Origin of the sequence: Desulfobotulus pelophilus, assembly GCF_026155325.1 — a bacterium.
GTDB classification, from domain to species: Bacteria; Desulfobacterota; Desulfobacteria; order Desulfobacterales; family ASO4-4; genus Desulfobotulus; species Desulfobotulus pelophilus.
Genome location: NZ_JAPFPW010000031.1, coordinates 1 through 16,549, shown reverse-complemented (window position 1 = coordinate 16,549; position 16,549 = coordinate 1). Strand labels below are relative to the sequence as shown.

Annotated in this window: 14 protein-coding genes and 1 tRNA gene; 13 read left to right on the top strand and 2 right to left on the bottom strand. The window is 46.4% G+C overall.

Going from position 1 to position 16,549, the window contains the following annotated elements; genetic code table 11:
* From OOT00_RS15180 to galU, 8 genes are all read left to right on the top strand, one after another.
* Positions 1–841 (top strand): hypothetical protein (locus OOT00_RS15180; protein WP_265426268.1); only part of this gene is annotated, 841 nt, incomplete at its 5' end.
* A gap of 2 nt (positions 842–843) precedes the next feature.
* Positions 844–1,983, top strand: coding sequence for a glycosyltransferase (locus OOT00_RS16515; RefSeq protein ID WP_265426267.1), 1,140 nt, complete (start codon positions 844–846; stop codon positions 1,981–1,983).
* Positions 1,940–3,154, top strand: a complete 1,215-nt coding sequence (locus tag OOT00_RS15170; RefSeq protein WP_265426266.1) for a glycosyltransferase family 4 protein — start codon at positions 1,940–1,942, stop codon at positions 3,152–3,154. Before OOT00_RS16515 ends, OOT00_RS15170 begins: the two co-directional genes overlap by 44 nt.
* Positions 3,155–3,390: 236 nt before the next feature.
* On the top strand, positions 3,391–4,521 hold the full coding sequence (locus OOT00_RS15165; RefSeq protein WP_265426265.1) for a glycosyltransferase family 4 protein: 1,131 nt from the start codon (positions 3,391–3,393) through the stop codon (positions 4,519–4,521).
* Positions 4,522–4,800: 279 nt separating this feature from the next.
* Positions 4,801–5,775: an NAD-dependent epimerase/dehydratase family protein gene (locus OOT00_RS15160; protein WP_265426264.1), complete on the top strand. Its 975-nt coding sequence runs from the start codon at positions 4,801–4,803 to the stop codon at positions 5,773–5,775.
* Between the two features lie 2 nt (positions 5,776–5,777).
* Entirely contained in the window at positions 5,778–6,803 is a 1,026-nt protein-coding gene (locus OOT00_RS15155) for an MraY family glycosyltransferase (RefSeq protein ID WP_265426263.1), read from the top strand.
* 223 nt (positions 6,804–7,026) lie between these two features.
* Entirely contained in the window at positions 7,027–9,135 is a 2,109-nt protein-coding gene (locus OOT00_RS15150; protein ID WP_265426262.1) for a polysaccharide biosynthesis protein, read from the top strand.
* The gene (gene galU / locus OOT00_RS15145; protein ID WP_265426260.1) at positions 9,125–9,955 is read left to right on the top strand and encodes a UTP--glucose-1-phosphate uridylyltransferase GalU; all 831 of its coding nucleotides are present in this window, start codon (positions 9,125–9,127) and stop codon (positions 9,953–9,955) included. The genes OOT00_RS15150 and galU overlap by 11 nt, the downstream gene beginning before the upstream one ends.
* Positions 9,956–10,030: 75 nt before the next feature.
* Here the strand turns inward: galU and OOT00_RS15140 are convergent, their stop codons facing one another.
* Complete coding sequence (locus tag OOT00_RS15140; RefSeq protein WP_265426259.1) at positions 10,031–10,240, bottom strand: hypothetical protein; 210 nt, start codon at positions 10,238–10,240, stop codon at positions 10,031–10,033.
* Positions 10,241–10,699: 459 nt separating this feature from the next.
* Here OOT00_RS15140 and OOT00_RS15135 point away from each other — a divergent pair, with 459 nt between their 5' ends.
* The 4 genes from OOT00_RS15135 to OOT00_RS15120 all read left to right on the top strand — a co-directional run bounded on the left by OOT00_RS15135 (position 10,700) and on the right by OOT00_RS15120 (position 14,876).
* Positions 10,700–11,419, top strand: a complete 720-nt coding sequence (locus OOT00_RS15135) for a DUF2760 domain-containing protein (protein WP_265426258.1) — start codon at positions 10,700–10,702, stop codon at positions 11,417–11,419.
* A 2-nt stretch (positions 11,420–11,421) separates the two neighbouring features.
* Positions 11,422–13,680 (top strand): sensor histidine kinase, encoded by a 2,259-nt coding sequence (locus tag OOT00_RS15130; RefSeq protein WP_265426257.1) that lies wholly within the window; start codon positions 11,422–11,424, stop codon positions 13,678–13,680.
* A 188-nt stretch (positions 13,681–13,868) separates the two neighbouring features.
* Positions 13,869–14,306, top strand: coding sequence for a bacteriohemerythrin (locus tag OOT00_RS15125; protein WP_265426256.1), 438 nt, complete (start codon positions 13,869–13,871; stop codon positions 14,304–14,306).
* Between the two features lie 339 nt (positions 14,307–14,645).
* The gene (locus OOT00_RS15120) at positions 14,646–14,876 is read left to right on the top strand and encodes a hypothetical protein (protein WP_265426254.1); all 231 of its coding nucleotides are present in this window, start codon (positions 14,646–14,648) and stop codon (positions 14,874–14,876) included.
* A gap of 326 nt (positions 14,877–15,202) precedes the next feature.
* Here OOT00_RS15120 and OOT00_RS15115 read toward each other — a convergent pair.
* Positions 15,203–15,289: transfer RNA gene (locus OOT00_RS15115), tRNA-Leu, on the bottom strand.
* A 93-nt stretch (positions 15,290–15,382) separates the two neighbouring features.
* Here OOT00_RS15115 and OOT00_RS16280 point away from each other — a divergent pair.
* Positions 15,383–16,549 (top strand): sigma 54-interacting transcriptional regulator (locus OOT00_RS16280; protein ID WP_368407608.1); only part of this gene is annotated, 1,167 nt, incomplete at its 3' end.

Here is a 16,549-nt window from a genome sequence, read left to right as displayed (position 1 = left end):
TGTTGTTGCCCTTCGCTTTGCTTTGGTGAATTTACAGAATAGCTTCGGCCTGATCACATCAATTAACCGTTTTTACCCTCAGGTGCAGCGGTATTTTTTATTTATAAAAGGGTTTAAGGCAACCCCATCAAAGAGAGAGTTACTTACAGACTACACTCTTCGCATGCATCCGGGCCTTGCCAGTAATGATAATCCGGAAAATCACTATAGGCTGGTTCCGGGGGATCGCCTGGGGGTGGTGACTCCGTTTAAGTTAAATCAGTATTCAATGTATGTTATAGCTTCCGCTTTGCTGGGTCATTCTGAAAAAGAATTTGTCAGTGCGGTGAACGCAATGGGTCTTGTGTCCGGGAGTTACTCTTGCCCGGATAGAAGCATCCGTGAAATATTCTGCTTGCCAGAAAATGCTGGCTGGCCTGATACAGGCTTGCCAGAATCTTTTGTTTCGTCTTTGACAGAAGCTGCTGGTGATCTGGATAGGGTTATTGATTCCGAAATGTGGAATTCCATGGCGCCTGAACTCAGATTCATTTTGACTTTTGGGTCTGTTTTGAACTCAGATGCACAATGGATTGTAGTAGACGAAAAAATCATGCGTAAAAATAAAATGGTACTGGAATTATACAAATCCCGTCTTAAGGAAAAGATTCTGGTTGTGATATATCGAATAAACAGTTCAAAAGCAGGAAGATGTGGTGAAAAAATAATTGCCGTTACAGATTCGACAAAGCTTCTGGGGGTGGGATCGCCGGAATGGTTTAAAAAAACGAAGTTTTGTTTCACTAATGGGAAATCCGCTTCATGTAATAAAGATACGGACGAAGAACTGGAGGATTTTTAGGAGTGGTTTTTCATTGCTGCCATCTTACTTCCGTACATTCTCGCCACGATACTCGAATAGTTTGGAAACAGTGCCGGTCCCTGGTTAAAAAAAAATATGCCGTTACCCTTATAGTCGGGGATGGCAAGGGTGACGAGTGCTCAAGTGATGGGATGAGGATTCTGGATGTCGGTTTGCCAGAGACAAGAGGGGAGAGATTTTTTCATACAGCCTGGAAAGTATACAAAAAGGCACTGCTTCTGGATGCGGATTTGTATCATCTGCATGATCCTGAGCTGATTGTTTGGGGTATACTGCTCAAAATGCATGGGAAAAAAGTTGTTTTCGATGTGCACGAAGATATTCCGGTTCAGATTTTGTCTAAACCCTATATACCCAAAGCTTTGCGAGGTGGTCTATCGTTTACTGCCCGTATTTTCCTTGGTCTCGTTAGCAGAGGTTTCGACGCAATCGTAACAGCCACCCCTTTTATACAGGCAAGATTACATTCTGTGAATGCCTGTGTAGTGAATGTGAATAATTTTCCCATGGAGGAAGAAACAAAGGAGTTTTTAAACGAAAAAACAGAGTCAGAACAATACCTTGTCTATGCAGGAAGCATAAGTCCTCTAAGAGGAATGCGGGAGATGGTGGAGGCACTGGCTTTGGTCAGGCAACCTCTTCGTCTTAAAGTGGCGGGTATTTTCCCTGAATCTGACTATAAAGATGAGCTAAGGCAACTTCCGGGATGGCAATATGTAGACGAGCTTGGATGGCTTGACCGTACGGCTGTGTGTAGTCTGATCCGTAATGCCATGGCAGGTTTAGTGATTTTGCATCCCATCCCAAACTATATTGATTCCCTTCCTGTTAAGATGTTTGAATATATGGGGCTTGGAATTCCGGTTATTGCGTCTGATTTTCCTTTGTGGCGCAGTATTCTAAAGAATAACCATTGCGGTCTCTTTGTTGATCCTGTAAATTCATCAGCATTAGCGGAAGCCATTGATTCACTTAGCTCTAATCCTGCCTTGGCTGAACAGATGGGCAAAAACGGATACAGTGCGGTGATGAGACAATATACATGGAAAACGGAAGAACAAAAACTCCTGGATTTATATGAAAATATGCTCGGAACAAAAATGCATATGGATCATCAATGAATATGCCGGTAGTCCGGAACATGGCCTTCATTTCAGGCATTACAGTCTGGCCCGAGAGTTTATCAGGCATGGCTATAATGTGGTTATTATTTCCGCATCCTACTCGCATCTCTTGCGGAATCCTCCGCGGACCCGTGGCTGGTTTACGAAGGAAATCATTGATGGCATCAGTTATATATGGGTTAAGGTGCCCTCCTATGACCGGTCCCATAGTCCTGTACGCTTGCTGAAGTGGCTTGTTTTTTCTGCAAGCCTCTTTTTTTTGCCCCGATTGCCAAGACCGCAGGCAATTATCGTGGCTCCAACGGCAACGTATCCCATTCTGCCTGCCTATTTTTTATCCAGAAAAAACCACTGTCGTTTCATCGTTGAAATTAAGGATGTCTGGCCCCAGACCATAATGGAGCTGGCCAATGTATCCAAATTTCATCCCTTGATTGTTTCTATGGCATGGATGGAAAAATTTGGAATTGAGAAAGCTTGTAAGGTAACCTCAAACCTTCCTAACTATGGCAATTATCTGCGCGAGAAGGGAATGGATACGGATTTTGAATATATACCCAATGGTGTAGATTTTCACGAAATATCAGAAAATGAGCCACTAAGGCCTTCTGTGGAGAAATTGTTGCCTTCAACTGGATTTATCATCGGGTATGCAGGAACACTAGGATGTGCTAATGCTCTTGATTATTTGATTGGCGCTGCCAGTCAAATCACCAACCCTGATATACACTTTGTTATTGTAGGTAAGGGGCAGGAAAAAAAGAGACTGGAAAGATTGGCTGCTGGCTTGAAAAATGTTTCGTTTCTTCCCAACATTCCTAAAAAACAGGTTCCTTCGCTCCTTGCAAGATTTGATGTCTGCTATATAGGATGGAATGTTTTAAATATCTATAACTACGGGGTGGCAGCAAATAAAATTTTTGAATATATGTATGCAGAAAAGCCAGTTTTGCATTCTTACAGCAATGGCTTTGATTTGATTAAAGAAGCAGAATGCGGAATAACAGTGGAAGCGGAAAATCCGAATGCCATTGCTGAAGGAATTCTTCGTTTGTATGAATTCCCTGAAAAAAAGCGCCGAGAAATGGGAAGGAATGGCAAAAAATTTGTCATGGAAAATCATTCCTATGAAAAACTGGCCAACAAATATATAAAAATTTTTGAATGATGTTGCTTTTTGCACAGCACGTGGTTGAGCCATATATATGGGAAAGGTCTGTCACCCTTACGGTTTCTGTTTTTCATCCCGGCGTTTCTCTTCCGTTGCTTTGCGTTTATTTCTATATGTTGTTAGAATATTAAATAGGGCTGAGGCTGTTTTTTTCTCAGTATTTATCCTCAATCGAAGCATGAGTATTTTATGCCGGAGAAGGGATTCATGAAGTTTCGGATGGTTGGACAGATATGAGAGTGGCTATAATCGGAAGCACAGCTGAAACCCTCCTGGGATTCCGTTCCGGTCTTATCCGAGACCTCGTTTCCCAAGGTTATGAGGTATATGCCTTTGCCTCGGATTTTCATGATATAGCGGTAATGAACAAAATTTCTTTACTCGGCGCTGTGCCTGTTCCCTATACTCTGAGCCGGTCTGGTCTGAATCCTTTAAAGGATCTTTTTAATACCGTAAAGCTGGCTTCATTGTTAAGAAAAAAGCGTATAGATATTGTTTTTTCATATTTTGCAAAGCCAGTGGTTTTCGGTATTTTAGCCGCAGTTATGGCGGGTGTGAAAAGGCGCATAGGCATGCTGGAAGGGCTTGGATATGTCTTTACAGACAGGCCGGAAGGTTTGTCCGTTAGAAGGCGTTTTTTAAAATTTGTTCAGGTTTTTTTATACAGAATAGCCTTTTTGTTTGCTGAAAAAATTATTTTTCTCAATCAGGATGATTTTAATGATCTGATTACAGTCTATGGTATCAAAGTAAAACAAATTTGTATTTTAGGCGGTATTGGACTGGATCTTTTCAGTTATCCCTACACCCCACCTTCACAGAATCCGGTCTCTTTTATTTTTGTTGGTCGTATGCTGGCGGAAAAAGGTGTGCATGAATATGTGGCTGCGGCAAAAATAGTGAAGGCCGTTTATCCAAAAGCCCATTTTGTTATGCTGGGAGGGCTGGATAAAAATAATCCGGGTGGTATCACCGAAAGCAGGCTGAAAGATCTGATGGCAAGCGGTACTATTGAGTATCCGGGCCATGTGAGTAACGTTGTTGAATGGGTTGCCCGTTCCAGTGTATTTGTTCTGCCATCCTACAGAGAGGGTCTTCCACGAAGTACACAGGAAGCAATGGCCATCGGCAGGGCCGTCATTACCACTGACGTACCCGGTTGCAGGGAAACGGTTACACAGGGAGTCAATGGTTTTATGGTGCCGCCCTGGTCGCCGGATGAACTGGCGGAAAAAATGATATACTTCATAGAAAATCCGGAAGAAATTTTGAGAATGGGACTGGAAAGTTATCAGATTGCAAGGGAAAAGTTTGATGAAAAAAAAGTCAATCATAAACTGATCTCTCTTATAAAAGAGCCATAGATACTGCCAGAAGAAAACATCTTAACAATTCAATGCCTGGCTGATTCCTGCGCATACAATAGCCATATGGTGTGTGGCGTGGCTTGTGGCAATAATTTTCAGACAAGCTTTATGGTGGCAGCAACGATCCTTATATGGTAAAAACACCGGAACTCCCGGAGTCACAACTGACTCCGGGAGTTCCGGTGTTTTTGACGTCCATGAATCAGATCTCAAGCAAGACCGGAAATCATGCAGCTGTCCATATTCTTGTAACCTTCATAAGGGTTGGTGGCATAGATGCTTGAAACAACAAATAAATCAATTCTGGTTACGGGTGCATCCGGTTTTATAGGCTCTGCAGTGATCCGCCAGTTAGCAGAAGAATATGATGTAAAAGGAACCGTACGTCAGGCAGTAAAAGTTTCATACCCTTGGCAAATGCTTCATGTTGACAGCATGGGAGAGAACAGGAGGGTAGAGTGGGCTCCCGTTCTTCATGGGACGGGTGTTGTTATTCATGCAGCAGGGCTTGCCCATCTGCCCCGAAAAGACAGACGGAATACATTGCATTTTTTTCGGGAGGTAAACACCCATGGCACTCTTCATCTTGCAGAACAGGCCGCTGCTGCAGGGGTAGATCGGTTTATCTACCTGAGTTCTATCAAAGTAAACGGCGAATCTTCCCAGCCAGAAAAACCCTTCAGAACCGAAGACAGGCCCAACCCTTCCGATTATTATGCCATATCCAAAATGGAAGCAGAAGAGGGCTTGAAAAAGATTGCGGAGCAAACGGGCATGGAAGTGGTGATTATTCGTCCTGTTCTTGTTTATGGACCTGGTGTTCGTGCAAATTTTCTGGCTCTGATGAAATGGGTGGCAAAAGGTTTACCTCTGCCACTGGGCAAAGCCCTTAATTTACGCAGTTTTGTGTTTGTTGACAATCTTGTTAGTCTTATTCGTACCTGCATTGTTCATCCCGAAGCCGCTGGCCGTACCTTTCTTGTCAGCGATGGGGCTGATATCAGCACGGCTGACCTGGTGCGGGTTATGGGAAAAACTCTGGGCAAATCCCCTCTGATCCTGCCGGTTTCGCAATTTTTTTTAGAGTCCATGGCATCGGCTCTTGGCAGAAGAGACTCTGTTCAGCGCCTGTTTGGATACCTTCAGGTTGACATCGAAGAAACGAAAAGGCTTTTAAACTGGAGGCCTCCCGTAAGCATGGAGCAAGGACTTCAGCAGACAGCAGAACATTTCATGAAAGGCCGGATATAATAATGCCGTATGTTGCCGCTATGATACTTCTGGTTTTTCTTGCCAGTTATGTTTTGACCCGGATTGTCAGGCATTATGCAATTTCCAAAAGTCTTATGGATACCCCCTGTGACCGCAGCTCCCATGAAACACCTACGCCCAGAGGGGGAGGGCTGGCAGTTGTCATCATTTTTGTTGTTACCCTTTTCAGCATGGCCATGGCAGGATTTAATGACTGGTCTGTTGTTGCGGCTTTTTCCGGTGCTGGTGGGCTGGTTGCCTTTATAGGCTTTTGGGATGATAGGGGGCATATTCCAGCCAGATGGCGTCTTCTGGGCCATTTTACAGCGGCTGCATGGGGGCTTTACTGGCTAGGGGGTATTCCGGATATGAAGGTGATGGGTCATACACTGCATGGAGGGTGGTTTTCAGGGACACTCATATTAGTGGGGCTCGTATGGCTCTTAAATTTGTATAATTTTATGGACGGAATTGATGGTATTGCCGGCGCAGAAGCTGTGAGCGTATGCATAGGAGGGGCTTTTCTTTATTATGTGCTTGGAGAGAAAGGACTGGCTCTTATCCCTTTGGTTCTGGCAGCCGCTGCTGCAGGTTTTCTGGTCTGGAATTTTCCAGTTGCACGGATTTTTATGGGGGATGCGGGTAGTGGATTCATTGGACTTATTCTGGGATTGCTTGCCATTCAGGCAGCCTGGTTTTCTCCTGCTGTTTTCTGGTGCTGGATGATCCTGCTTGCCGTCTTTATAAGCGATGCAACGCTTACACTGTTGAGACGCCTTTTTTATGGTGAAAAGGTATATGAAGCTCACAGAAGCCATGCCTATCAGTACGCATCCCGCCTTGCTGGTAACCACAAAACAGTCACTCTGGCTGTGGTGCTTATTAATCTTATCTGGCTGTTTCCCCTTTCTGTAGCCGTTGCCCTGGAAAAAATGGATGGGTCTGCAGCATTTCTCATTGCCTGTCTGCCCCTTGCTCTGGTGGCCTTTTTTCTGAAAGCAGGGGCTGGTCATCTTCAGAAAAAATAATACGTACGGTCATGCCTGTTCCTTATTTATAAACTGGTATTTTTATGATTTTCAGGAGAGCCTCTCTTCCTGAGGATGAGAGCTTGCGGATACCATGGAAATTCTGTATTTTCACGTTGCCTTTTATAATCAAGGTAAGGCTAAAGCTTCCCTTGCATTCTGACAGGTAGCAGGGCACGAAGCCCTTGCGTTCTTCTGCCGAATTCAACCCTGTTGAGAAATAATGATTTCAAAAAGACGGATTATCGACTACCTGATTGGTCGGCCAAGGTGGCAGAAGCGGGTATTATCCCTTCTTGCTGACATTTTTTTCATTATGCTGGCCCTCTGGCTGGCCTTTGTTCTGCGGCTCGGGTATGCCAATGTCCAGATAAAAGATATTCTCTGGATTCTTGCCGTTGGACCTGTCCTGTCCATTCCCGTGTTCATACGTCTCGGTCTTTATCGTGCCATCATCAGATATATAGGAACGGATGCCCTCAAGACAATTTTTCATGCCGTTACCATTTCTACCCTTTCCCTGGCCCTGATTTTTTTCTGGCTGAAAGATTTTCCCACTCTGGTCCCACGATCAGTTGTGGTGAACTACTGGCTTTTTGCCATGGTATTTATTGGAGGGAGTCGTTTTCTTATAAGAAACTTTGTGAATCAGAACATGCAGCTCAAGGGTCTGTTTCTTCCCCTGCGGCATCCGGCTAAGCCCCATGCCGCACCTGTGGCTGTCTATGGTGCGGGGGCGGCGGGTTTTGAGCTTATGGGAGCCCTTAGCCGCAGCAGGGAATTCCTCCCTGTGGCCTTTCTGGATGACAATCCTGAACTCAGAGGCCGGGTCATGGCAGGAATGCCGGTGGTGGAGCCTGCCATGCTGCCAAGGCTGATAGAGCAGCATCAGATTCAATATGTGCTACTTGCCATGCCTTCCGTGCCAAGATCCAGAAAACAGCAGATCATAGCTCAGCTGGAAAATCTGAATGTTCATGTAAAAACCTTACCCAGTGTGAATGAAATGGCCGAAGGTAAGGTTGCCATTCAGGATATTCAGGACGTGGATATAGCGGATCTTTTGGGCCGAGATCCCGTATTACCCCATAAAGACCTGCTGGCCAGATGTCTTTTTCAAAAAAATGTCATGGTAACCGGTGCCGGAGGTTCCATTGGTGCGGAAATATGTCGTCAGGTACTGAGACAAAAACCGGTAATGCTTATTCTTTTTGAACAGTCGGAATTTGCACTGTACCACATTGAACGAGAACTCCAGGCCATCCGGTCAAGGGAGGCATTACAAACAAAAATTATTCCCGTGCTCGGGTCAGTCTGTGCATGGGGCAGAGTTTTGGCTGCCTTCAGAAGTTTTTCTGTTCACACTGTTTATCATGCAGCGGCATATAAACATGTGCCTCTTGTCGAGCAGAATATGGCAGAAGGAATCCGCAATAATGTTTTCGGTACTCTGGTAACAGCACAGGCAGCTCTCGTAGCGGGGGTATCTCATTTTATTCTGGTTTCAACGGATAAAGCCGTACGGCCCACCAATGTTATGGGGGCAAGCAAGCGGATGGCCGAGATGGCCCTGCAGGCACTGAGCCATTTAGAGACCCTTCAAAAACCCCTGCTTGTGCCTGAAAAAGAGGCGGCAGGTTTCACTAACAATACCTGTTTCAGTATGGTCCGCTTCGGAAATGTTTTGGGCTCATCGGGTTCTGTGATACCTCTTTTCCGGAAACAGATCGAATCCGGGGGGCCGGTAACCGTAACTCACCCCAGTATTACCCGCTTTTTTATGACCATTCCGGAAGCATCGGAACTGGTGTTACAGGCGGGTGCAATGGCACGGGGGGGAGATGTTTTTCTTCTGGATATGGGTGAGCCTGTATCCATTCTGAACCTTGCCCGAAGGATGATACTGCTTTCCGGACGAACCGTACGGGACGAGGAAAAACCATCCGGTGATATCGAAATTGTTTTTACCGGACTTCGGTCCGGTGAAAAACTATATGAAGAACTGTTGCTTGATACACAGGGAAAGGAGTCTACATCCCATCCTAAAATTTTCCGGGCATTTGAGGATGGTCACAACTGGCAGGTCTTTTCCGGGTGGATTGAGCGCATCCATGAAGCCATGCATTACTGCTTCCCCCATGGAGCGCCGGAAACATGTAATTGTGAATCTCTCCGACAGACACTGAAGGAATGCGTGGGAGGATATGAACCGCAGTGTGACATTGTTGATTTTATATGGAATCAAAGTTGTTCAGCTGCCATGCAGCCAGATATCCATGAAGGGGTAGTGGATTGTGTCTCAGGAAGTGGAGGAGTGCCTCGTGATCAATAAATGTCTGTTTCCTGCTGCCGGCTATGGTACACGGTTTCTGCCTGCAACCAAAGCAATGCCCAAGGAAATGATGCCTATAGTAAACAAACCCCTGATGGAATATGGGGTGGAAGAAGCTTTGCAGGCAGGTATAGCAGACATGTGCGTGGTAACAGGTCGCGGTAAGAATGCCATATTGGATCACTTTGATATGAATTTTGAACTGGAGCACCAGATAGCCGGTACCAACAGGGAAGCACTGCTGGCAGATATCCGCTTCATACTGGACCATGCAAATTTCAGTTATGTGCGGCAGAGGGAAATGAAAGGCCTTGGCCATGCAATCCTTACGGGGCGTTCTCTTGTGGGAGAAAATCCCTTTGCTGTAGTACTTGCCGATGATCTCTGTATAGCTCCTGAGCAGGGGGTATTGAGCCAGATGGTTGGTCTTTACCGTCAGTTTCGCTGTTCCATTGTTGCTGTAGAAGAAGTACCTGAAAGCGAAACTCATAAATACGGGATTATCTCTGGCAAAACCTTAAGTGAACGTATTGTCAAGGTTGAGGATATGGTCGAAAAACCTGATTTGGGAACCGCCCCCGGTAATCTGGCCATCATTGGCCGCTATATCCTCACTCCAGATATTTTTGACATTCTTGAACAAACAGAACCAGGAAAAAACGGAGAAATACAGCTTACGGATGCATTACGCCATCAGGCTTCAACGGGTTGTGTCATTGCTTATAGATTTAAGGGGAGACGATTTGATTGCGGTGCGGTGGAGGGTTTTATGGCAGCAACTAATTTTTGTTATGAAAATATTTACAAAAACTGTGGCTGACAACCCACAAGACAGTTTTAAAGGTTGCGATTCTGCCATAAACTGAATTTTGTGGTAATGGGCTGGCCCTGCCGTTCAGCACTCCCCATTTTCTTCGCACCGCCCCAGCTCAATGCCTTCAGCCAGTCGGGTCTGTACGGCATCCAGCACAAGGCAGCCATGAAAACAGGAAGGGAATGTTTCCCTGTATATGCATGTAAGGCATGGGCTTTGGGTCAGATACCCTACCTCAAAGTCAAAACGGTCTCTTTTAATGAATGGTTTCTGGTGCCGGTTGCCGTCCATGGATCTTTGCCCTTCAGGTAAACAGATCAGTTTGATGTGCCTGATTCTTCTATACCACGGAGACAGAATTTGGCAAAGATCGTTTTTCCCACAGAAAACAGCCCACAGCAAAAGGGAAAAGAACAGGGTATTGCACCATTTACCGGAAGTCACTGGCAAGCGCCTGGCTTCAGCCATGGGGAGGTTCAGGTTGCTGGCAACTACAAATGCACCCGGTGGGAGATGGTGAAAAGACTGTGTTTCTGACCATTGCCCCATGATAAAGAAAGAAAAGAAACTGTGTTACTGGCCTTCTCCTGTGGTAAAGAAGGAAAAAAGATATATGTTGGTTTTAACCGTTTCCCGTAGGGAGAGGTGTGCAGAACAGATACTGTTGGTAAAATGATGTGCATGGTGGTCCTGCTTTTTTGAGCGGACATTCTGTGACAGATCCCCTATGGTTATGGGTAAGGAGAGATTGTGAAACCGTATGTAAAACCTGCAAGACGTATTTTCTGGCTGGCTCTTTTGTTTTTTGTTCCCGTATGTGCCCTTGTCGGCTGGCTTGCCGCCTGGCTGCCCCCTGAACGGTACCCGTTACCTTCCTATTTGGATGACCTGAGGCCGGTTCTGCCCCACGCGGGTGCCTTTGCTGGCGTTATCTGTGCGGTTATTTTCCGGGGACTTTGCACGCTGGCATTACGAAATCAGGCTGCCCAGTCTTCCGTATCCATATCTGCCAAAACTGCCAGTGCGGTAAAAACGGGGAGTCCCCAAAAAGCGGAACGTGCGGAGGATGCTGGGCAGAAAAAAGCCAGAGATGAACGAACCTTTCTCTACCTCATGTCTGCTCTGCAGAAAGAAGCAAGACTACTGGATTTTTTTGCAGAAGATCTGGATCTCTATGAAGACGACCAGATTGGTGCGGCCGTTCGGCCAGTGCATGAAGGCGCCCGCAAGGTGCTGGCCCGTTATCTGGATCTGGGTGTTGTGATGGAGGATGAAGAGGGCAGCAGGGTAACCATTCCTAAAGGTTTTGATCCATCCCGTATTAAACTGGTTGGCAGGGTGGCAGGCGATCCTCCTTTTCAAGGTACCATACGCCACAGGGGCTGGCGTGCTAAGGGGATCCGTATGCCCGTGTTCAGTGATGGCCGGGGTGAAGATGTGCTGATGCCCTCAGAAGTGGAAATTGTCTGATCATGGACCGGCAATCCGATCAGGACAGAAACCACGCCATTCCCATCTGGCAGTACCCCGGTGTCTGGACGGTGCTGCGGGATGTTCTTCTGGGCCTTATTCTCTTTGGACTGATACTGCTTTTTCTGAGTCTGGGTCTCATAGAGGGTTTTTTGCCTGCTCAGGGTCTGTATGATAATTTTTTCCTGAAAGACTGGCCTGTAACGCTTCTGGCTCTGATGGTGGGAATCTATGCATTGCGCCGAAGCCGCAGCCACATTCTGCTGGCAGGCCTGCTCGCGGATACTCGCAGGGACTTAGATGCTTATAAAAACCGTTATTATAAAATTTTCGATAATATCCGGGATATTTATTGTGAAATCCGTTTTGATGGAACGGTTGTTGAGGTAAGCCCGGCTATTGTGAACTTTACGGGATACAGCCGAGAAGAATTTATCGGCCAGAAAATACATCGTTTTTATAAAGACCCTTCCCAAAAAGATATTATGGTTCGTCAGCTTCTGGCCTGTGGGGAACTGAGGGATTTTGAGCTGGATTTCTGTACCCGCTGGGGTAGTGTTTATACGGGCTCACTGAACTGCATACTTGAAAGCGACCAGCACGGAAATCCCGTACGGATTTATGGTACCATGCGGGATGTAACCCAGTGGCGCAAAGCGGCCAGACTTCTGGAAGAAAGCGAGCAGAAGTACCGGGGGATCTTTGAAAATATTCAGGATGTTTATTATGAAACGGACCTGGACGGCAAGCTGCTGGAAATAAGCCCTGCCATTGAAAGAGCGTCACTCTTTCAACGGGACGAGCTGATAGGAAATCTTTTTTTTTCGTATTGTCAGAATCCGGAAGAGGTCCGCAGCGGATTGTTCCGGCAGGTGAAGGAGCAGGGGCTGATTAAGGATGTTGAGCTGCAGTTGAAAGACAGGGATGGGAGAATACGTGAGTTTTCCGTGAATGCTGAACAGGTTCATGATGAAGACGGCCATCCTTTGCGAATCATTGGCTCCATGCGGGATATCAGTGACAGGAAACGGGTGGAAGATGCCCTGCGCAGATCCCGGGATGAACTGGAAGAGCGGGTGGCAGAGCGTACGGAAGAGCTGCTGCGAACCAACCAGAAACTTTTACGGGAAATAGAAGACCGTAAACGGGTGGAAGCCGAGCTGCTTAAAAGAGAGGAAACCTTCCGGGCTCTCACGGAAAACTCCACGGATATTATCATTCGTTTTGCCAATGATCTTACCCTTGTTTTTGCCAACAGCGCTGTGAATCGTATTTCTGGCCTGGTTCCCCGGGAAATTAGGGGAAAAGGTTTGCATGAGGTTCAGTTTGAAGAAGGTCTCTGCCAGCTCATGGGCAAACAGTTACCCCTTGTGTTTGAAGGAGGGGTTGCCCGTGATTTTACCTTTACCTGCCCCAATCCTCAGGGTGGCAGGGTATATGACTGGCGTCTTATTCCTGAGTGGTCCAGTGAAGGAACGGTAGCCAGTGTCTTGTGTACAGGCAGAGATATTACCCGGCTCAAGTCGGCGGAAAACAGGATCAAAATTCTGACCCAGGAATTGATCCGGGCACAGGAAAATGAACGGCAAAAAATAGCCAGGGATCTCCATGACCATATTGCCCAGGATCTTGCCACCCTTAAAATTATGTCCCAGAATCTTTTTGATACATGGGAAGATGTGCCCCATACACTTCGTGTGAAAGCTGATATACTAAACCGGACTCTGGGTAACTCCATACAGGCGGTACGGGATCTTGCCTATGATCTGCGGCCTCCCACTCTGGATGCCCTCGGACTTGTCCGTACTCTTTTTGTCTATTGCGAAGATGTCAGCAGTAAATATGGCATTGTGGTGGATTTTTCTTCGGCAGGTCTGGATGCGCTGGATCTTAATTTTGATACGGAAATCAATCTCTACAGACTGTTGCAGGAGGCTTTGAGCAATGTTCGGAAACATGCCCGTGCCCATCGTGTCACTGTGCGGCTTGTAGCTTCCCATCCCCATATTATTCTCCGTATAGAAGATGATGGCATGGGGTTTCTGCCCGATGAACGTATGGGAGAGGCTGCAAGGGAAAAACGTATGGGACTCAGGAGTATGGAGGAAAGGGTAGCCCTGTTGGGAGGTAAAATGAAGATCCAGTCTTCTCCCGGTGCCGGAACCAGAATCCATATTCTGGTAGCCATGCGCCTGAAGGAAGGGCAGGAGCTGTTGTCCTTGCCTGACAGTGCTGCCGGTGATAATAAGGAATATGGATAGGCATACTTCAGTAAGCCCGGCTTTTTTGGATCACGCAGACCTTTGCCTGCATGAAACAGGTTTCTGCCCGAATGACATCAGGGCAGGTATTGTCCGAAATGGTGAAGTTGTTCAGTCCGGGCGTAAGTGCAACCGTATGCAGAAAATCCGGTAAGTAGTTTATCGGTTTAGACTTTTCAGGAGATATCATGGAACAGATGATCTGGGATGACAGTCTGAACGTACGTGTTCAGAATATTGATGAGCAAAAAAGAAAAATTGTGGAACATATCAATAAAATTTACGTAAAGCATATGGAAAAAGCGGAGCCCAGAGTTCTTTTTGATCTCATCAATGAGCTGGGAGAAGGGCTTCGCATCCATTTTGCACTAGAAGAAAAGATTATGCAGCAGCAGGGCTATCCTGAACTGGTGGATCACCGGAAACTGCATAAGCTGTTTATCAGAAAAACCCTGAATATACGCAGGGCCTTGGCAGATTCGCCTGAAAATGTCAAAGCAGAAAGCCTGGCCTATCTTGGAGAGTGGTTTTTGAATCATATCCGAACGGATGATCAGCGTTTTGCTCCTTACGCAAGAATCCGCATGTTCATCGATACCCATAAAAGAAATAAACGTATGCGCTGATATGTACGAAGCTTCCCTGCAAAGGAATGATTCTTTCAGATCTGTTCAAAAGATCTAAGGTGCCTGATCTTTTGAATGGTAAACGGTCTTATTGATAAAAGGCAAGGGTAGAGCCCTACGGGTTCAGGACTTGCCTTTTTTTATGCAGAAAAATTTCTGCCGACGCATAATTTTTTTTCGATCCTTCCTTTTTCCAGGAATATTGTTATCATCTGATAAAGGGAGTTACATAGGCGAGTATTCTTCGGATCTACCCGCATTTGTTTTGCATGAAGCTGTTTTTCCGGCACTACCCCAGCATTGTCGGTTTCTTCTGTATCAGTGGAAAGGAGTCTTATTATGAAATTCAATTCATTATTCTGTCGTTCCACACAATCAAGACAACCCAGTGACAGGCGAAGTCCTCAGGACCGCAGAGAAAGCCATGATCTGACCTACTTCATTCATGACAACCCCGAAAGGAGAATGGGAGGGGAAAGACGTCAGTCAGAAGAACGGCGAAAGCAATGGGTTCGCATTTCGGACTGGTACAGTGTAAATTGTGAGGAAGTAGGTTCTGCTAAAAAGTGAGTATGCTTCTGGCGAAATCCTTTCGGATAGTATCCGATAAGCCTGAGGCTTCCCTGTGCGGAATAAAAAGTTCTGTCTGCCTTTTTTACGTTGAGCCCTACCTGCCACTTCACGGACTGCCCGTTTCATTCCATGCGGGATTGTCCGTCAGGTTTCGGTTTTTAATGGGTGCTGGTTGATTAAATGGCTGTTTCGGTGTAGGAATTATTGCTTAATAAGACTTTTTTTGCTGTTTTGATCCGTTTTAGTTCGGGAGAAGGGAACATTGATTTGCTGGCAGGGTATGGATCAAAAAAAGCCGCCAAAAGGCGGCTTGTCTTATAATATGGTGCCTGGGGCGGGAATCGAACCCGCACAGCCCTTGGACCGAGGGATTTTAAGTCCCTTGCGTCTACCATTTCCGCCACCCAGGCATGGTGAAGAAATCCAAGGCTATATAGGCTTTTCGGTTCCGTTTGTCAATCTCCTGAAAAGCCCTTTTATCATTTTGAGGGAGAAGGTGGCGCGTGCTATCGAACAATAACAGCATGACCGTTGCAAGCCGTATCCATCCGGATGACAGGCTGATTTTTGAAAATACCACCGATGCCATTATTGTGCTTCAGGATGGATTTCTGCGCTATGTAAATGCCATTGGCGTTCGAATCATGGGCTACACCCATGATGAGCTGGTGGATCATCATTTCCGGGAATTTGTTCATCCGGAAGATCTCCCGATGGTAGAGCTGCGCTATGCCCAGCGTATGGACTATGAACCGGTTCCGGATGTGTATCCTTTCCGGCTGATAACCAAATCAGGTGAAGCCAACTGGTTTGAAATTCATGCCATAGAAATCAACTGGAAAGGCCAGAGAGCCAGCCTTACATTTTTTCATAACATCCAGCGCCGGATGATGGCGGAAAAGGCACTCAGCCAGAGCGAGGCTAAAACGCGGGCCCTTCTGAATGCTGTTCCGGATATGATGCTGCATCTGGCACCAGACGGGTTTTGCCTCAACTACAAGCCCTTTGAAGATCAGAGGTGTGCCAACAGAATCTGTACTCTGGAAGGGAAAAATATTCAGGATCTTTTCCCTGAAATGATTATCGGAGCCTGCATGCAGGCCATACAGCGGGCTTTGTCTACCCGGGAAATGCAGATATTTGAGTTCCCCTTTGATGCACGGGGAGGGCGCATGTATTATGAGGCCCGCATTGTTGTTTTTGTGGAAGACGAAATTCTTGTCATTGTTCGGGACATCTCAGACAGAAAACGGATAGAAGAGAACCTGCGTCAGCGGGAATCCGATCTCCGCAAGGAAAACCTGAGGCTTCGCTCCAGCATCCGGGATCGCTATGGTTTTCATAACATTATCGGTAAAAGTCCTGTTATGCAGGCTGTTTATGACAGTATCCTTAAAGCAGCAGCTTCCAGCGCCCATGTGATTATCTATGGAGAATCCGGAACGGGAAAAGAACTGGTTGCCAGAGCGATTCATGATCTCAGCGACCGGAGTAAGCACCCATTTATTCCCGTAAACTGTGGTGCCATTCCCGCCGGTCTTATGGAAAGTGAGTTTTTTGGGCATAAAAAAGGTGCTTTCACCGGTGCCGTAGCCGATAGAAAGGGCTACCTTGATCTTGTCTGCGGCGGCAGCCTTTTTATGGATGAAATTGGTGAAGTCGATATCAAT